The sequence below is a fragment of the Curtobacterium sp. AC268 genome (assembly GCF_979258745.1).
In genome coordinates this window covers 3,119,787-3,135,368 of the sequence record NZ_OZ409878.1, presented here as the reverse complement: position 1 = coordinate 3,135,368, position 15,582 = coordinate 3,119,787, and the positions used below count along the sequence as shown (strand labels likewise).

Genomic DNA, 15,582 nt, shown 5'->3' with positions numbered 1-15,582 from the left:
ACGATCGCCGGGTGGAACTCCCCCTCTGTCATGGGCCTGAGAGTTTCACCGCGGCCCGTGAGGTCCGGCGGCTTTCACCGTGGGCGAGACGACCGTGCGTCTGCTTTTCAGAGTGGCCTGTCCGCTGCGGTGTGGGACCTGAGAGATTGACGGGGGGATTGCTCCTTCGGTGCCGTGCGTGCGCCCGAGGGCACGACGTACCCGGAGGTACGTGCACGGCGTCTCCCGCGACGGATGAGCGGCCGGTGTGTTCAGTTGTCCGCCCAGAGCATACCGAGACCGCGTTACGAGCGTGTGTCGTGGCCCGGCCTTCGACATCTCGTAGAATGCGGGGATGGCCGGACAACGATCGCGCCCCCGCGGGCAGCTGGAGCAGGCGGTGCTCGACGCACTCCGCTCCGCCGACGCCGGGCTCACCGCTCGCCAGGTGCTCGACGCGTTCCCGGAGCCCCGCCCCGCGCTGACGACCGTGCTCACCGTGCTCGACCGGCTCGGCCGCAAGGGCCAGGTGGAACGGGAACAGCACGACGACGCTCCCCTGACGTTCCGCGCCGTGCACAGTCGCGACGAGCAGACCGCGTCGCTGATGTCGAGCGCGCTGGCCGCGTCCTCCGACCGCGAGGCCGCACTGCTGCAGTTCACCGGCTCGCTCGCCTCGGACGACCTCGAGGCCCTGCGCCGCGCCCTCGACGCCCGCGCCCGCTCCTGACCGGCTGCGCACCGTGGTCGTCGCCGGCATCGCGCTCATCGTCCTCGCACTCGCGGTGGTGGTGTTCGCGCCCCGGGTCCTGACCCGCTCCGCCTGGACGATCGACCTGCCCCGCACTGCGCTGGTCTGCTGGTCGGTCGCGGTCCTGCTCGGCGTCGTCGGCTTCGTGGTCGGCATCACCCTCGTGGTGCTCGCGGACCGTCCGGTCACCGAGCTGTTCGGCGGGGACGGCTCCCCCACGCACGGCTTCAACGTCGGCGTCGCGCTGCTCGGGGTCGTCGCGTTCGTCGTCGCGGTCCGGGTGCGCCCCGGCCCGGAACACGAGGCCGTCCGGCAGGCGATGCGTTCCGGGGTCGCCCCGCACCGCGAGATCGACGGCACCCCCGTCGCCGTCGTCGAGGCCGACCACGCACTGGCGTGCGCCGTGCCGGGGCGCAGCGGCGGCGTCCTCGTCAGCACCGGCTTGGCAGAGCGGTTGCGCACCGACGAACTGGAGGCCGTGGTCGCCCACGAACGTGCCCACCTGACCCAGCACCACGCGGCTGCGGTCGCGGTCGCAGAATCGATCGAACGTGCGGTCCCGTGGGTGCCCGGTGCGCGCGCCATGGCGCGGTCGACGCGCGTGCTCGTGGAGTTCGCCGCGGACGACGCGGCGGCCCGTCGCGTCGGACGCGACGCCCTGCGCCGGGCGGTGCTGGTGGCGGACGGGAGCAGCGCACTCGGCGCGATCCGCGCCTCCAGACTGTCCTGAACGGGGCGATCCGAGACCGCACCGTCGACCACACGGCTGTCGTGACGCACCACGTGTCGGGGGCGAGGCATATGGTGATCGGACCGTGAAGCCACTGACCGAAGCCGACATCCGATCGTCGTTCGTGAACGCCACCCCCGACGAACTCGCACAGCTGCCCATCCCGGGCCTGCACGAGACACTCTGGGACGAACGCGAGTTCCTGGGCTGGCGCGACCCGCAGGCCGCCCGCCGCGGGTACATCGTGTCCTGGATCGACGAGCGCCCCGTGGGCATCGTCGTCCGGTCCGCCGGTGGCTCGCTGCGCCCCGGCATCGCCGCGATGTGCTCGTTCTGCCACTCGCCGCAGCCCGCGACCCAGGTCCGGCTGTTCTCCGCCGCGCGTGCCGGTGAGTCGGGGCGCAACGGCAACACGATCGGCACGTACATCTGCGAAGACCTCGGGTGCCCGATGCTGATCCGCACCGCGCCCCCGCACCTGAACCCGCCGGCGACGATCGCGATGCGTGGCGCCTCCCTGCTGCAGCGCGTGCAGAACTTCACCGCGGACATCACCAAGACGGCGTGAGCCGGTTCGGCACCGCCCGCTGGGCCGTGGTCGAGGAACTCGGCGACGGCCGGTGGCGATTGACGCTGCGGGACGAGGCCGACGACGAACTCGGCGCGTTCGGCCTGGGCGTCGAGGGGCCGTGGGACCCCGACGTCGAGCCGCACGTCGGGTTCGTGCTGGTCCAGCTCGGCTTGACGCTGCGCGGCGCTCGGCCGTGGCGCATCGACGAACTCGGTGACCACCGGGCGCCCGTCCTGTCGCTCGGCTGAGCGAGGACGCCCGAGCGGCGTCCGCTGGCGCAGCCGGTCCGCTCGGTCAGTCCGCGGCAACGAAGTTGCGTAGGATCTCGCGGTCGTCGTCGGCGCGTATCGCCCAGGCGAGCTCGCTGCGGTGGTCGCTGCCCTCGAGGGGCAGGAGCGCCACCGTGTCGGGTGCGGCGAGCGCGGCGCTCTCCGGCACCACCGTGACACCGAGGCCCACCCCGACCAGGTGGAGCACGGTCGCCCAGGTCGTGGCCTCCTGCACGATGACGGGACGGCGGCCACCGGCGGTGACCGGTGCGAGGTTGCGCTCGGTCGCCAGGGCACCCGCGACCGCCGGGAAGAACACGAACGGCTCGTCGACCAGCTCGGTGCCGCGGATGCGATCCCGATCCGCCAGCCGGTGGCCGCGCGGGACAGCGGCGACGAAGGCCTCGGACCGGAACGGCAGCAGCCGCACGGCGGGGTCCGGGTCGGCATCGCGGACGACCGCGAGGTCGAGTTCGCCGCGGACGATCCGGGCGAGCAGGGTCGATGAGTACCCCTCGGTCAGTTCCACCCGGACCAGGGGGTAGCGCTCCCGGAACGCCTGCACGCGTTCGATCGGACCGAGGGGCAGCGCGGAGACGACGAACCCGACGTCGAGCCGCCCGACCTCGCCCCGACCGACCCGCACCGTCTCGTCGAGGTCCCGTCGCACCTGCCCGAGCAGCGATCGCGCACGCCCCTGCAGCACCCGGCCGGCGGCGGTCAGGGCCACACTGCGGCTGGTCCGGACGAACAGGTCGACCCCGAGCGCGCGTTCGGTCCGCCGGACCTGCTGGGACAGCGCGGGCTGCGCGATCCGCAGCTGCTCGGCAGCACGGCCGAAGTGCAGCTCGTCGGCGACGGCCAGGAACGCCCGCAGCTGCCGGAGGTCGACGTCCGGTTCTCGATCCATGCATACAGCGTATCGATCAGCGCGAACGAGTATTGGACGTGACTGCATCACCACCCGAGGATGGTTGCATGCCCGAAGCGACTTCCACCGTCACCCTCGCCGACCTCGCCACCCCCGCGGACGCCGAGGCGTTCCGCACGCTCAACGAGGCGTGGATCACCCGGTACTTCACCCTTGAGGACGAGGACCGCGTGTTCCTCTCCGACCCCGCCGGCCGCGTCGTGGAGCGGGGTGGGGCCGTCCTGGTCGCCCGGCTCGACGACCAGGTCATCGGGTGCATCGGGGTCGTGCCCACCACCCCCGGAGTGTTCGAGCTCGTGAAGATGGCCGTCTCCCCCGACCACCAGGGGCACGGCACCGGGCGGAGGCTCATCACCGCGGCGCTCGACCGGGCACGCGAACTCGGTGCACACCGCATCGACCTGGAGAGCAACGCGCAGCTCACCAGCGCCGTGCACCTGTACGAGGCGTTCGGCTTCCGGCACCTGCGCGAGGACGAGGTCGCCCCGAGCCCCTACGTGCGGGCCGACGTGCACATGACCCTCGACCTGCACTGACCCTCGACCTGCACTGACGTTCGACCTGCACTGACGTTCGACCTGCACTGACGGCGGCACCGTCCCGGTACGCTCGCGGCATGGCGACGTACGAGGTGCAGGCGGTCCGCGAGGCCGGCGCGTGGCAGGTCTTCATCGACGGTTTCATGGTGACCGAGGTGTCCCGGTGGCCGTCCGTCGGGTTCGTGGCCCGCGAGCTCCTCGCGATGGACCGCGACGATGACCTGCGCATCCGCGTCGTCGGCCGCAACCAGTACGTGGCCTGACCCCGGCGGGCTCGATGACCCGGGCAGTCAGCGAGCGGCGGCGACCAGCTGTTGTGCTCGCTGGTGCGAGACGTGCAGCAGCGGTCCGATCTCACGCACCGTGAGCCCGCACTCGTGCAGCACCAGCGCCGCGGCGGCGGTCTCCTTCGCTGCCTCGACGCGTGCGCGCTCGGACTCCTGGCGGAGGGCGACCGCACGGTCCAGGTGCGCCTGCGCCGCTTCGGGCATCGCCACCTCGACGACGAGTTCGAAGGACTCCGGATCGCGGTCGTCGTTCATCAACGAGAGCCAGTCGCGAGCCATCAGCTCGATCTCTCGTTCGCGCTTCGCCTGCGTCCGGATGACGCCGTCGATCCAGATCACCCAGTACTTCTTGCCGCGCTCCGCGCGCACCGTGTGTCGACTCATCGTCGCCCATCTCCTCGTCGGTCGCAGTCACGGAGGATGCCGCGCGCCGTCATCTCCTCCACCTCTCGGTGTCTCGGAACGACGACCGTGTTCCGACCGAAGCGGAACAGGTCGTGGCTCCCGCCGTGGCGGTGGAACACGAACTCGACGTCGTTCTCGTCAGCCTTCCGAGCGAGCCGGCAGAGCAACTCCGTGCGCTTCACCGTAGCTGGCCAACTATGACTAGGCAATCCTGCCTATCTCGATTGGACACTGTCGGATCGGATCTCTGCATGCACCGACCGTGGCGGTCCGCGGAGCGCGACCCAGGAGACCCAACGCGATCTGTGAACAGATTTCAGCCAGGGCGAGTTGTGGAGGACGAGCCTTCCAGCCGCGTCGCCGGCACGCGCCGGTCAGGCGCGGGTCAGGAGCAGGTCAGGCGACGTGCCAGACCAGCCCCTCCTGCGCGCTCGACGGGTACGCCGCGGCGATCCGGAACACGGCCTCGCGCAGGGTCTCCGGTGAGCACGCCAGGTTGAGCCGGACGAACCCGCGACCCTCCGACCCGAACCCCAGCCCGGAGTTGAGCGCGACGTACGCGTGCTCCCGCAGCGGCACCGCGGGGTCGTCGCCGAGGCCGATGCCTCGGAAGTCGAGCCACGCCAGGTACCCGGCGCGCGGCCGCGTGTAGACGACCCCGGGCAGGTGCTCGACGAGCAGCTTGGCGAGCAGCCGGTCGTTCGCCACGATGCGCGCCACGACGTCGTCGAGCCAGTCCGTCGCCAGGGTGAACGCCGCCAGGTTCGCGTGCAGCCCGAGGATGCTCGTGCGGCAGGCGACCTCCTCCCACAGGGTGTCGAGGAGCGCGGCGGTCCGGGGATCGCCGGCGACGATGACCGAGCACTTCACGCCGGCGAGGTTCCACCCCTTGCTCGCCGAGGTCACGCACACGCTTCGGGCACCGAGCGGCTCGGCGACGGCGGCGAACGGGGTGAACTGCACGCCGGGGTGCGTCAGCGGCGCGTGGATCTCGTCGCTGATGACGAGGACGTCGTACTTCGCGGCCAGTTCGGCGATCGCGACGAGGTCGGCCCGGTCGTGGACCAGTCCGACGGGGTTGTGCGGGTTGCAGAGCAGGAAGACACCGACCCCGTCGGCGAACGCCCGCTCGAGACCCTCGAGGTCGAGCCGGTACTGCCCCCACTGCTCGAGCAGCGGGACCTCCTCGACCTGACATCGAGCCTCTTCGACGAGCTCGAAGAACGGCGGGTACACCGGCGGCGTGATCGCGACGCGGCCGCCGTCGGGCAGCGCGAGCCGCAGCGACTCGACGATCCCGACGCTGACGTCGGTGGCCAGGTGGATCCGCGACGGATCGATCTCCCAGCCCCAGCGGTCCAGCGCGAACTGCGCGAAGGCGGGAGCGAGCGGCCCGGGGCCGTCGAGGTACCCGAGGTCGGACTGCGAGACCCGCTCGATCAGGGCCTGCCGGATCGCCGGCGCGACGTCGTGGTCCATCTCGGCGACGAACAGGGGCAGCACGTCGGGCGCGTACCGCGTCCACTTGATGCTCGTCCGGACCCCGCGGAGCGTACCGACCGGGTCCTGCTCGTCGCTCGCCATGCGTCCCAGCATGCCCCTGCCAGGAGGCCCGGCGCGACTCCCGACGTCATCCCACGTCGTGTTCGGGTGGGCTCGCGGCCGGGGGCCGCCCCGTCGGCCTACTGTCGGCAGCATGAGCACGAGCACCGCCGACAAGGCCGTCACCCTCAAGCAGCTGCACGAAGCCCCCGAGATCCTGCGCGTCGTGAACGTGTGGGACGCGATCACCGCGAAGGTCGTCAGCGACCTGCCCGGCACGAAGGCGATCGCCACCGCCGGGCATTCGATCGCCGCGTCGTACGGGTACGAGGACGGCGGCATGCCCCTCGACCTCGCCCTGTCCGGGGCAGCGATCGTCGCCGCCGCCACGGACCTGCCGGTCACCGCCGACCTGGACGACGGCTACGAGGACCCCGCCGAGACGATCCGCCGCGCCATCGGCTCGGGCATCGTCGGCGCCAACGTCGAAGACCGGCTGCGTCCCTTCGACGAGGCGGTCGCCCGCGTCGCCGCGATCACCGCTGCGGCGCAGGCCGAGGGCGTCGACTTCCAGCTGAACGCCCGCACCGATGCCATCGTGCGCGGCGGCGACCGCCCGATCGACGAGAGCATCGAGGACGCGATCGCCCGCGGCAAGGCGTTCCTGGACAACGGCGCCGCCCTGGTCTTCGTGCCCGGCGCGATCGAGCGTTCCGTGGTCGAGCGGCTCGTCGCCGGCCTGGGCCGCGGCAAGCTCTCGGTCATCGGCCTGCCCGGCGCCCTGCCCGCCGCGGAGTACGAGGCACTCGGCGTCGCCCGCATCTCGTACGGTCCGCTCACGCAGCGCGTCGCGCTGCGCGCGCTCCGTGACCTGGCGACCGACCTGTACGCCGACGGCGTCGTGCCGGAGGACACCCCGACCCTGAACTGACGGAGCAGACGGACGGGAGGCCCGGTGCCAGCTGGCACCGGGCCTCCCGTCCATCACATGGTCGCGATCGCGACCCGCTCAGCTCAACCGAGCGCCGGGTACAGCGCGGGCGCGGTGCGCGCGTGCGTCGCCTGCTCGAAGGCGTAGCCGAGGCCGATGACCGTGCCCTCGTCGAACGAGCGGCCGAGGAACTCCAGGTTGACGCCGGCACCGGTGATCGTGTTGTCGGCAGCGGTCGCCTGGCCCATCGGGACGGTGATCGCCGGCATGCCGGTGTTCGGGCTGAGGCGCATGTTCGTCGACTGCGTGCCGTACGGCGTGCCCGACGGGTAGACGAGCGCGTCGAGGTCCTGGTCGTCGAGCATCTGCGTCACGAGCTGCTTGCCGGTGGCGAGCTGCGTCGTGTGCGACCCCGTCGGTCCGGCCCATGCCTGGTACTGCGCGTCGGTGATCAGGTCGCGCGACTGGTAGGTGCTCTTGCGGCTCGGCACGTACTCGCCCGAGGCCAGGATGCCCTGCAGCGAGCGCGCGGCGACGTCGGGGTCGAGGTGCTTCGCCACGTACTCGTCCAGGTCGTGCTTGAACTCGTTCGTGCTGCCGCTGCCCTCGGACAGGACCCGGTTGAAGGCCGTCGTCGCCGTGATCGGGACGACGGTGGCTCCGGCGGCCTCGAGCTTCGCGACGGAGGCGTCGAACAGGCGCTTCGTCGTGGCGTTCGTGCCGACCATGCTCGTCACGTAGCCGATGCGGGAGCCCTGCATGGAGTCGGCGTCGAGCGACGTCGTGTACGACGTCGGCACCTTGCCGGCCTGCGCACTCGTCGCCGGGTCCGCCGCATCCACGCCGGTGACGGCGTCGAGCGCGACCGCGGCGTCCGTCACCGAGCGCGTGATCGGACCGCCGGTGTCCTGGGACAGGGCGAGCGGGATGATCCCGTCGCGGCTGGTCAGGCCGACCGTCGGCCGGATACCGACGAGCTGGTTGTACGTCGACGGCACGCGGATCGAGCCGCCGGTGTCGGTGCCGAAGCCGATCCCGGCGAGGTTCGCGGAGATCGCCGCGCCGGTGCCGCCGCTCGAGCCACCGGCCGTCTGCGCCGTGTTGTACGGGCTGGCGACCAGGAGCGACGAGCCGGCGGACTGGTTCGACGAGAACTCGGAGACGAAGCCGAAGGCGAACTCGTCGAGGCTGGCCTTCGCCAGGATCACGGCGCCGGCGTCGCGCAGGCCGGTGACCATGGCGGCGTCGGTGTCGGTCTGGTTGTCGTCCCAGCAGCCGCAGCCGCCGGTGGTCGGCATGTCCTTCGTGTCGTAGTTGTCCTTCACCGCGATCGGGACGCCGAGCAGCATGCTCGTCATCCCGTGCTCGGCGCGCTCGGTGTCCGCGGTCTTCGCGGCGGCCAGGGCGTCGGCGCTGGTGGTGACGATCGAGTTGAGCGGGCGCCCGGTCGACGCGGTGTCGACCTTCGCGCGGTCGTAGGCGGCGATGCGGTCGAGGTAGTCCTCGGTGATCGCGACCGACGTGGTGACCCCGGCGTTCATCGCGGCCTGCATGTCGATGGTCGACGCCTCGACGAGCTGGAACGGGCCGTCGTCGTAGATCATCCGCTGGGACAACCCGGCCAGGTCGGCGACGCTGATGGTGCCGTCGGCGTCGGTGTCCGCGGCGCTGACCGTCGCCCAGTCGGTGCTCGCGGTCGTCGCACCGAGGTGGTCGGTGAGCACGGCGAGGTCGGCCTTCGTCACCTGGTCGTCGCCGGTCAGGTCGAGGTCCGTGTAGTACGGCGCGAGCATGGCGGCGGGGCTGGCGTCGACGGCCGCGGGTGCTGCGGCGGCGGTGATCGCGGGGGTCGCGGCGAGGACGGTGCCGACGAGGGCGATGAGTGCGGCGCCGGCGACGGCCGTGCGCTTCTTGCTGGCGGCCTGCTTGCGGGCGGCCTGCTTCGTGGCGGTCATGCGGAGGCTCCGGTGCGGTCGCGGCGGGCACGACGGGCCCGCAGGGTGATCAGGGTGCCGCCGGCTGCGAGCAGGGCGATGGACGCGGCGATCCACGGCGCGACGTCGGCGCCGGTCCAGGCGAGGTCGCCTCCGGTCGGACGGTCGTCCCCGCCGGCTCCTGCCCCGGCGGTGGCGCCGTCGGTCGGATCGGCGCCCGGTGCCGTCGGGTCGCCGGGGCCGGCGGGGGCACCCGTTCCGCCACCGTCGCCGGGCGGCGTGGTCGCACCCGGCGTCGGCGTGGCCGTCGGGGCGGTGGTCGCGGCCGCGGCGACCACGACGGTGGTGCTCGCCGGGTCGTCGAGGGTCGTCGACGTGCCGTCGGAGCCGACGAGGGTGATGCTCGTGACGTCGAGGTCGACGCTGCCGACCGCCGTCGGGGTCAGCGAGATCGAGGCGGCCAGGTCGCCGTCGAGTGCCGGTGAGGTGCCGAGGCGGGTGTGCACGATCGTCAGGGCGTCACCGTCCTGCTCGACGCTGTCGAAGCCACCGTCCGGGCCGGTGACGCTGTCGTCCCGGTACTGCACCGAGTCGGCCTCGAGCGTGATCTCGTACGCGTAGACGTCGGCGGTGTCCGGGATCGTCAGGTCGACGTCGAATGCGGTGCCGACGGTCACGGTGGCCGGGGCGTCGATGGTGGCGGTGGTCGCGGTGGGTGCTGCCTGGGCCGGAGCGGCCGTCAGGACGGCGAGGCCGAACGCCCCGGCGGCGACGAGCGTCGAGGAGACGATCGTCGCGCGGGGGCGCAGCCGTGGTCGGTGCTGCATGGTCGCAGTTCCTTCGGGTGGGGTGGAGGGGTGCTGAGCGGGTACTCAGTGAACCGAAAGCTAACGGGGTGCTGTTTCCGGTTCTGGCCCAGCACGTTTCCGCCCCGTTACGGCTCGTTCCTGCCGCTACTGTCGTGCCATGTCGGTCGACGTCGAAGCCCTGCTCACCCCGCCCTCCCCCGTCGCTGCGCGCGCACTGGACGTCGTACGGGCGTGGTCCGAACCCGCCCTCGTGCACCACTGCCTGCGCTCGTGGGCCTGGGCCGTCCTGCTCGCCCCGACGGTCGACCTCGAACCGGACCCCGAGCTGCTCTTCGTCGCGACGATGCTCCACGACCTCGGCGTGACCCCGTCGTTCGACGCCCACGGGGTGCCCTTCGAGGACGCCGGCGGCGCGGTCGGTTCGGTCTTCGCGCTCGGTGCCGGGTGGGACGCCGTGCGAGCCCGTCGGGTCGGGGAGATCATCGAGCGGCACATGTGGCGGTCCGTCGACCCGGAGCTCGACGCCGAGGGGCACCTGCTCGAGGTCGCGACCTCGCTCGACGTCTCCGGAGTGGGCTTCGACAGGTGGTCGCCGGACGACCTGCGGGACGTCACGGCCGCGCTGCCCCGTCTGGACTTCTCGGCGTCGTTCGACGGGCTGATCCGCGAGCAGGCTTCGCGCAAGCCCTCCTCGGCCGCGGCTCGCCTCGACGGCTCGGGCAACGTGGCCGCCGGTGGAGACCGTTGGACGGCGTTCCTGGCGTCCTGACGCTCGGTCCGGTCGCTCGCTGGACTTCTCGGCGGGGTGGGCGTATAGTCTCTGGTTGGTGCACTGCAGCGAACCCATCTGACTCGCGCACACCAACCTCTCGACACCGACTCACCCGAGTCGCATTCCACTCGAGACACCGCTCGATCCGAACGGACGAGCTGCACGTTGAAACTCGACGTGCGCGCCCCGCACTCGATGCGTCGCGCTGGACTGAGACGTCCGCCGACACCGAGTCGCCCTGGCGCCGAATGACCAGGAAGTACAGCACCATGACCAGCAACGAACGAATCACCGTGTTCGGGACCGCACTCGCGGCCCCGACGATCACCCCCGACCGCATCGCCGAGTTCCCGGTGCGCGACGACCGCTCGCAGCGCGAGTACCTCGTGCGCATCGCGGCCGACGACCTGGGGACCTTCGTCACCCGGGGCACCCGGCTCGACGCCGTCGGCGAGGCCGGCTGGACCGTCCCGGGCCGCTCCTGGGCGGGCGAGGCCAGCCGAACCCTGCTGCAGGCACAGTCCGTGCAGGCGGGCGAGATGGCCCTCGCGGCCTAGGTCCCACCAGCCCCACCACGAAGCGCCGCCGAGTCCGCTCGGCGGCGCTTCGTGGTTCCCGGGGCTGCCCCGGTGCGACGCGTCAGTACTCGCCCTTGATCACGAAGAACGAGCCGCGGATCGTGCCCGCGAGCTTCGACCGCTGCCGGGCGAACTTGAACTTGTCGGCGAGCTCCTCCGGCACTTCCATGCCGTCGGAGAGCTTGAACCCGACCGCTCGCTTGCCGCCCGGTTCGAGTGTGTAGAGCACGTTGATCGCCAGGCCGGACTCGTAGAAGACGTAGGTCCAGCGGACACCGTCGACCACTGCTTCGGTGGCCTCGAGTGGCGGGGACGCGATCACGAGACCCCGCTCCTCCACGAGTACGCGGGCGACGTACTCGACCAGCTCGGGAGCCTCGGCGGCAGGACGTGTGGTGAGGTCGTGGTCGTACTTGTTCTTGAAGTAACGGGCCTCGTTCGCACGGAGGCCGGCGAGCGCATCCACCACCGGTGATGTCTCGAGCCCCACCGTGGAGACGTTCACGAAGTCGACGACGTACGGCATGGGGCCTCCTCGGGCGCTCGGACGAGCCGAATCTAGTCCCCCATGCCGCTTCACCAGCAAGGGCGAGTCCTTTATAGTCGAGAGCTATAGGGGGGTCGCCATGCGGGTCGAACGTGCTGCGGAGTTGATCCGCGCCGCCCGCGAAGACCTCGGCCTCTCGCAGACCGGTCTCGCTGCCGCCGCCGGCATGCAGCAGCCCACCATCTCGGCGTACGAGAGCGGACGGAAGCGGCCGCGCCCGGAGTCGCTCCGGCGGATCCTCGAAGCGGCGCACACCCGCCCGAGCATCCCGCTCGCCGTCTACGCCGACGCGATCCTCGACGAGGCGAAGCGCTTCCACCTCGAGGACGTCCGCGTCTTCGGCTCCGCGGTGCGCGGTCAGGACACCGAACACAGTGACATCGACCTGCTGGTCCACCTGACCCCCGCGGCATCGCTGTTCGATCTCGGTGGATTCGCGCACGAGGTCGAGCGCATCACCGGTTTCGAGGTCGACGTCCTCACCGACGACCTCGAGGACGACGAGCACTTCGCCCACGTCCTCGACGAAGCCGTGCCGCTGTGATGTCGGCTCCCCGGTTCACGCCTCGGCCCCGCAACGACCGTGACCCTGCTGCCCTCGACGAGCGGTGGCCGTCGCTGCAGGCCAACTTCCTCGACCTGCTCGCCGAGTGCTCCATGATCGTCGAGCACGGGCGGAGCGAGTTCGACGCGACCCGCAGCCTCACCTACCGGGCAGCCGAAGCGGTCATCATCCACTTTGACGACCTGCTCGGTCGCATCCCCCAGGACCGGGAGGCACGACTTCCGTCCGACCTGTCGCTCGCGGCGGTCCGGAAGACCCGCAACATCCTGTCCCACGACTACCGGAAGGCGCGGAAGGAGATCGTCTGGGACGCGATCGAGCACCGTATCCCCGCGGTGATCCTGGCGCTCGTCGACTGACCACGCCCGGCGTCCCGACGCCTCGGACCGCTCGCCTCAGTTCAGGCGCTCGAAGACCATCGTGGCTTGCACCCGGTCGCCGCCGCCGAAACCCGTGCTCCCCGAGGAAGCCGTCGTGATCGTGTGCAGCCGGTACCCGAGCGCAGCCTGCGCGTTGATCGCCTTCTCGAGCTCGGTGAGGTTGCCCGAACCGGTCCCGAAGAACTTCTCCTTGAGCACCACCTGCAGCACGACGTAGCTCATGCCGTTCTGTGCCGGACGCGGCTGACCACCCGAAGCGGCTTCCGCCTGGAACCGGCCGATCACTCCACCGACCCCCGACGCCGCGGGCGCCTGCTGCACCTGCTCCGTCCACGCGGAACCGTCCCACCACCGCATGGTGCCGGAGCCGTCGTCGTACCACCCTGCCTGTGCGTTCGTCATGCGCTCATCCTGGCGCACGACGAACCACGTGGGCAGATCAGTTGTTGAAGCGGAACTCCACCACGTCGCCGTCCTGCATGACGTAGTCCTTGCCCTCGATGCGGGCCTTGCCGGCAGCGCGGGCCTCGGCGATCGAGCCAGTCGCGACCAGGTCGTCGAACGAGATGACCTCGGCCTTGATGAAGCCCTTCTCGAAGTCGGTGTGGATGACGCCGGCAGCCTGGGGAGCCTTCCACCCCTTGCCGATCGTCCACGCACGGGCTTCCTTCGGACCGGCCGTCAGGTAGGTCTGCAGCCCGAGGGTGTCGAACCCGATGCGGGCGAGCTGGTCGAGGCCCGACTCGGTCTGACCGGTCGACTCGAGCAGTTCGGCGGCGTCCGCCGGGTCGAGGTCGATGAGCTCCGACTCGACTTGGGCATCGAGGAACACGGCCTGCGCCGGGGCGACGAGCGCGGCCAGTTCGGCCTTGCGGGACTCGTCGGTCAGGATCGCCTCGTCGACGTTGAAGACGAAGATGAAGGGCTTGGCGCTGAGCAGGCCGAGCTCGGCGATCGGCGAGAGGTCGATCTTGGTGGCGGACAGCAGGGTGCCCTGCTCGAGCGCGGCACGGGCCTCGCGAGCGGTCTCGAGCACGATCGGCTCGGTCTGCTTGAGCTTCACGGTCTTCTCGTACCGCGGGAGCGCCTTGTCGATGGTCTCCATGTCAGCGAGGATCAGCTCGGTGTTGATGACCTCGAGGTCGTCCTTCGGGGAGACCTTGTTCGCGACGTGCACGACGTCGTCGTCGGTGAAGCCGCGGACGACCTGCGCGATGGCGTCGGCCTCGCGGATGTTGGCGAGGAACTTGTTGCCCAGGCCTTCGCCCTCGCTCGCGCCCTTGACGATGCCCGCGATGTCGACGAACGACACCGGCGCCGGCACGGTCTTCTCCGAGTGGAAGAGCTCAGCGAGCTGGTCGAGCCGCGAGTCGGGCAGGTTCACCACCCCGACGTTCGGCTCGATCGTCGCGAACGGGTAGTTCGCGGCGAGGACCTGGTTCTTGGTCAGGGCGTTGAACAGGGTCGACTTGCCGACGTTCGGGAGACCGACGATTCCGATGGTGAGAGCCACGGAAGAAGAGCCTACCGGCGGCGGCCTGTCGGAGCCGACCCGGGCCTCCAGTCCGTCCGTCAGGACAGCGGAGGCGACCCGCCCAGCGTGACCAGCCACAGGATCGCAACGAGCAGGCCGTGCGCCGATCCCGTCACCACGATCGCGACGGCGGCGCCGGCCGCGACGAGCGCGGCGGCCACCCCGACGGCACGCCGCGTGGTGTGCGGCGCTGCGTCGACGCGCTCCGCCTGTGCCAGCAGCTCGTCCATGTCCTGCGGATCCCCCATGCGCCGAACCTAGTCCGTCGTCATCGGCGTCCGCAGGGCCGCGATGCGCCGCTCGACGACGTCGAAGACATCGGCCTGCAGCCGCTGCGATCGCCGCCAGTCCCCAGGCATCTGGAGCGAGTGGTCGGCACGGTCGACGGTCTGGAGGCGCGCAGCAGTCCCCGAGACCCGCTCGGGCCGCCACATGGTGTCGTCTCCACCCCCGATCGCCTCGTGCGCGTCGGTGGCGGCGGCGAGCGCTGTGGCCACGTCGTCATGCGTCAGCACCGGGGTGAGCCAGACGCCGGGCACCTCGTGGCGGATCGCCCACGGCAGGGCGAAGCAGCCGAACGACTTCGCGACGACGAGGTCGGGCAGCCGGTTTCCCATCGCCGCGGCGACAGCGGTCTCGACGAACCCGACCGGATCGGCACCGGCAGCGTCGTCGACGTGCCAGCGTGGCGCGACGACCTCACACCCGGCCGCGGCGGCGATCTCGCTCGTCCACCACAGCAGCGGCGCCTGCTGCCCGTAGCCGGCACCGGCGAGCACCAGGACGAGCGGACGGCGGTCGGCCTCGTTCCCCATGCGCCGAGAGTAGCCACACGCAACGCCGACGGGAACGGAGGGCGATGTCGGCACCCCGTGCGACGATCGGGACCGTGCCGTTGAACTTCACCGCGATCGACTTCGAGACCGCCAACAGCTCGCCCGCCAGCGCCTGCTCCGTCGGGCTCGTGAAGGTCCGAGCCGGCCGGGTCGTCGATCGTGCGTCGTGGTTCATCCGCCCGCCGTTCGGGCACGACGCGTTCCTGGAGTGGAACACGCGGATCCACGGCATCGTCGCCGAGGACGTCACGCACGCCAAGACCTGGGAGCAGCAGTACCCCGACCTGGTGGCCTTTGCCGAGGGCGACGTCCTGGTGGCCCACAACGCCCGCTTCGACATGGGCGTCATCGCCGGTGGCTGCTCCGCGACGGGCATCGACCTGGCCGAGCACCACTCGCTGTGCTCCCTGGCGGTCGCCCGCAAGACCTACACGCTCGACTCGTACCGTCTGCCGGTCGCCGCGATGGCCGCCGGGTTCGAGGGCTTCCAGCACCACGACGCCGCCGCCGACGCCGAAGCCTGCGCCGCGATCGTCGTGCACGCCGCCGGGCACCACGGGGTCGAGACGGTCGAGGCGCTCGGCGCAGTGACCCGGGTGACGATCGCCCCGGTCCGTGCGCGTGCCGAGAAGCCGAAGGCCGCGAACCAGCCGCGACTGTCGAACCGGCCGATGGTGTTCGCTGACTGACGG

At 71.1% G+C, this 15,582-nt stretch carries 23 protein-coding genes and 2 riboswitches; of the genes, 12 read left to right on the top strand and 11 right to left on the bottom strand.

Annotated features, from left to right (window positions below):
- Positions 1 to 15: 15 nt before the first annotated feature.
- A riboswitch (glycine riboswitch) is annotated at positions 16 to 117 on the bottom strand.
- A riboswitch (glycine riboswitch) is annotated at positions 118 to 238 on the bottom strand.
- Positions 239 to 334: 96 nt separating this feature from the next.
- The 4 genes from ACZZ9K_RS14945 to ACZZ9K_RS14930 all read left to right on the top strand — a co-directional run bounded on the left by ACZZ9K_RS14945 (position 335) and on the right by ACZZ9K_RS14930 (position 2,279).
- Positions 335 to 709 (top strand): BlaI/MecI/CopY family transcriptional regulator, encoded by a 375-nt coding sequence (locus ACZZ9K_RS14945; RefSeq protein ID WP_027464548.1) that lies wholly within the window; start codon positions 335 to 337, stop codon positions 707 to 709.
- Positions 710 to 722: 13 nt separating this feature from the next.
- A complete protein-coding gene (locus ACZZ9K_RS14940) occupies positions 723 to 1,460 on the top strand; it encodes a M48 family metalloprotease (RefSeq protein ID WP_138802719.1) in 738 nt (245 codons plus the stop codon).
- An 85-nt stretch (positions 1,461 to 1,545) separates the two neighbouring features.
- On the top strand, positions 1,546 to 2,028 hold the full coding sequence (locus ACZZ9K_RS14935) for an FBP domain-containing protein (RefSeq protein WP_027464546.1): 483 nt from the start codon (positions 1,546 to 1,548) through the stop codon (positions 2,026 to 2,028).
- Positions 2,025 to 2,279 carry a hypothetical protein gene (locus tag ACZZ9K_RS14930; protein ID WP_017887084.1) on the top strand — a complete coding sequence of 85 codons (255 nt, stop codon included), beginning with the start codon at positions 2,025 to 2,027 and terminating at the stop codon, positions 2,277 to 2,279. Before ACZZ9K_RS14935 ends, ACZZ9K_RS14930 begins: the two co-directional genes overlap by 4 nt.
- A gap of 46 nt (positions 2,280 to 2,325) precedes the next feature.
- On the opposite strand, the gene ACZZ9K_RS14925 is transcribed toward ACZZ9K_RS14930, so the two are convergent.
- Complete coding sequence (locus ACZZ9K_RS14925) at positions 2,326 to 3,210, bottom strand: LysR substrate-binding domain-containing protein (RefSeq protein WP_463444465.1); 885 nt, start codon at positions 3,208 to 3,210, stop codon at positions 2,326 to 2,328.
- Positions 3,211 to 3,278: 68 nt separating this feature from the next.
- On the opposite strand from ACZZ9K_RS14925, the gene ACZZ9K_RS14920 reads away from it, so the two are divergent.
- Positions 3,279 to 3,767 carry a GNAT family N-acetyltransferase gene (locus ACZZ9K_RS14920; protein WP_463444464.1) on the top strand — a complete coding sequence of 163 codons (489 nt, stop codon included), beginning with the start codon at positions 3,279 to 3,281 and terminating at the stop codon, positions 3,765 to 3,767.
- A gap of 80 nt (positions 3,768 to 3,847) precedes the next feature.
- Positions 3,848 to 4,033 carry a hypothetical protein gene (locus tag ACZZ9K_RS14915; RefSeq protein WP_017887087.1) on the top strand — a complete coding sequence of 62 codons (186 nt, stop codon included), beginning with the start codon at positions 3,848 to 3,850 and terminating at the stop codon, positions 4,031 to 4,033.
- Positions 4,034 to 4,060: 27 nt separating this feature from the next.
- Here ACZZ9K_RS14915 and ACZZ9K_RS14910 read toward each other — a convergent pair whose 3' ends face one another.
- From ACZZ9K_RS14910 to ACZZ9K_RS14900, 3 genes are all read right to left on the bottom strand, one after another.
- The gene (locus ACZZ9K_RS14910; protein ID WP_463444463.1) at positions 4,061 to 4,441 is read right to left on the bottom strand and encodes a hypothetical protein; all 381 of its coding nucleotides are present in this window, start codon (positions 4,439 to 4,441) and stop codon (positions 4,061 to 4,063) included.
- Positions 4,438 to 4,644 (bottom strand): type II toxin-antitoxin system HicA family toxin, encoded by a 207-nt coding sequence (locus ACZZ9K_RS14905; protein WP_463444462.1) that lies wholly within the window; start codon positions 4,642 to 4,644, stop codon positions 4,438 to 4,440. Before ACZZ9K_RS14905 ends, ACZZ9K_RS14910 begins: the two co-directional genes overlap by 4 nt.
- Positions 4,645 to 4,858: 214 nt before the next feature.
- Positions 4,859 to 6,046: a MalY/PatB family protein gene (locus tag ACZZ9K_RS14900; protein WP_260678810.1), complete on the bottom strand. Its 1,188-nt coding sequence runs from the start codon at positions 6,044 to 6,046 to the stop codon at positions 4,859 to 4,861.
- A 112-nt stretch (positions 6,047 to 6,158) separates the two neighbouring features.
- On the opposite strand from ACZZ9K_RS14900, the gene ACZZ9K_RS14895 reads away from it, so the two are divergent.
- On the top strand, positions 6,159 to 6,935 hold the full coding sequence (locus ACZZ9K_RS14895) for an isocitrate lyase/PEP mutase family protein (protein WP_463444461.1): 777 nt from the start codon (positions 6,159 to 6,161) through the stop codon (positions 6,933 to 6,935).
- An 83-nt stretch (positions 6,936 to 7,018) separates the two neighbouring features.
- Here the strand turns inward: ACZZ9K_RS14895 and ACZZ9K_RS14890 are convergent, their stop codons facing one another.
- Together ACZZ9K_RS14890 and ACZZ9K_RS14885 are read right to left on the bottom strand one after the other, a co-directional pair.
- Positions 7,019 to 8,890: an amidase family protein gene (locus ACZZ9K_RS14890; RefSeq protein WP_463444460.1), complete on the bottom strand. Its 1,872-nt coding sequence runs from the start codon at positions 8,888 to 8,890 to the stop codon at positions 7,019 to 7,021.
- The gene (locus tag ACZZ9K_RS14885) at positions 8,887 to 9,696 is read right to left on the bottom strand and encodes a hypothetical protein (RefSeq protein ID WP_463444459.1); all 810 of its coding nucleotides are present in this window, start codon (positions 9,694 to 9,696) and stop codon (positions 8,887 to 8,889) included. The genes ACZZ9K_RS14890 and ACZZ9K_RS14885 overlap by 4 nt, the downstream gene beginning before the upstream one ends.
- A 139-nt stretch (positions 9,697 to 9,835) precedes the next feature.
- On the opposite strand from ACZZ9K_RS14885, the gene ACZZ9K_RS14880 reads away from it, so the two are divergent.
- Positions 9,836 to 10,447 (top strand): HD domain-containing protein, encoded by a 612-nt coding sequence (locus ACZZ9K_RS14880; RefSeq protein WP_463444458.1) that lies wholly within the window; start codon positions 9,836 to 9,838, stop codon positions 10,445 to 10,447.
- A gap of 272 nt (positions 10,448 to 10,719) precedes the next feature.
- Positions 10,720 to 11,007, top strand: a complete 288-nt coding sequence (locus ACZZ9K_RS14875) for a hypothetical protein (protein ID WP_017887091.1) — start codon at positions 10,720 to 10,722, stop codon at positions 11,005 to 11,007.
- Between the two features lie 82 nt (positions 11,008 to 11,089).
- On the opposite strand, the gene ACZZ9K_RS14870 is transcribed toward ACZZ9K_RS14875, so the two are convergent.
- Positions 11,090 to 11,554, bottom strand: coding sequence for a phage tail protein (locus tag ACZZ9K_RS14870; RefSeq protein ID WP_173035820.1), 465 nt, complete (start codon positions 11,552 to 11,554; stop codon positions 11,090 to 11,092).
- A 100-nt stretch (positions 11,555 to 11,654) separates the two neighbouring features.
- Between ACZZ9K_RS14870 and ACZZ9K_RS14865 the strand changes: the two genes are divergently transcribed.
- Entirely contained in the window at positions 11,655 to 12,119 is a 465-nt protein-coding gene (locus tag ACZZ9K_RS14865; RefSeq protein WP_463444457.1) for a helix-turn-helix domain-containing protein, read from the top strand.
- A complete protein-coding gene (locus tag ACZZ9K_RS14860; RefSeq protein WP_463444456.1) occupies positions 12,119 to 12,499 on the top strand; it encodes a HepT-like ribonuclease domain-containing protein in 381 nt (126 codons plus the stop codon). Before ACZZ9K_RS14865 ends, ACZZ9K_RS14860 begins: the two co-directional genes overlap by 1 nt.
- A 36-nt stretch (positions 12,500 to 12,535) precedes the next feature.
- Here the strand turns inward: ACZZ9K_RS14860 and ACZZ9K_RS14855 are convergent, their stop codons facing one another.
- From ACZZ9K_RS14855 to ACZZ9K_RS14840, 4 genes are read right to left on the bottom strand one after another with little or no spacing between them, the layout of a single operon-like run.
- Positions 12,536 to 12,922 carry a DUF2510 domain-containing protein gene (locus tag ACZZ9K_RS14855; RefSeq protein WP_463444455.1) on the bottom strand — a complete coding sequence of 129 codons (387 nt, stop codon included), beginning with the start codon at positions 12,920 to 12,922 and terminating at the stop codon, positions 12,536 to 12,538.
- A gap of 37 nt (positions 12,923 to 12,959) precedes the next feature.
- Positions 12,960 to 14,033 (bottom strand): redox-regulated ATPase YchF, encoded by a 1,074-nt coding sequence (gene ychF / locus ACZZ9K_RS14850; RefSeq protein WP_111100829.1) that lies wholly within the window; start codon positions 14,031 to 14,033, stop codon positions 12,960 to 12,962.
- Positions 14,034 to 14,092: 59 nt separating this feature from the next.
- The gene (locus ACZZ9K_RS14845; RefSeq protein WP_463444454.1) at positions 14,093 to 14,302 is read right to left on the bottom strand and encodes a hypothetical protein; all 210 of its coding nucleotides are present in this window, start codon (positions 14,300 to 14,302) and stop codon (positions 14,093 to 14,095) included.
- Positions 14,303 to 14,311: 9 nt separating this feature from the next.
- A complete protein-coding gene (locus ACZZ9K_RS14840) occupies positions 14,312 to 14,869 on the bottom strand; it encodes a hypothetical protein (protein WP_463444453.1) in 558 nt (185 codons plus the stop codon).
- 44 nt (positions 14,870 to 14,913) lie between these two features.
- On the opposite strand from ACZZ9K_RS14840, the gene ACZZ9K_RS14835 reads away from it, so the two are divergent.
- The gene (locus ACZZ9K_RS14835) at positions 14,914 to 15,579 is read left to right on the top strand and encodes an exonuclease domain-containing protein (protein WP_027464531.1); all 666 of its coding nucleotides are present in this window, start codon (positions 14,914 to 14,916) and stop codon (positions 15,577 to 15,579) included.
- Positions 15,580 to 15,582 lie beyond the last annotated feature (3 nt).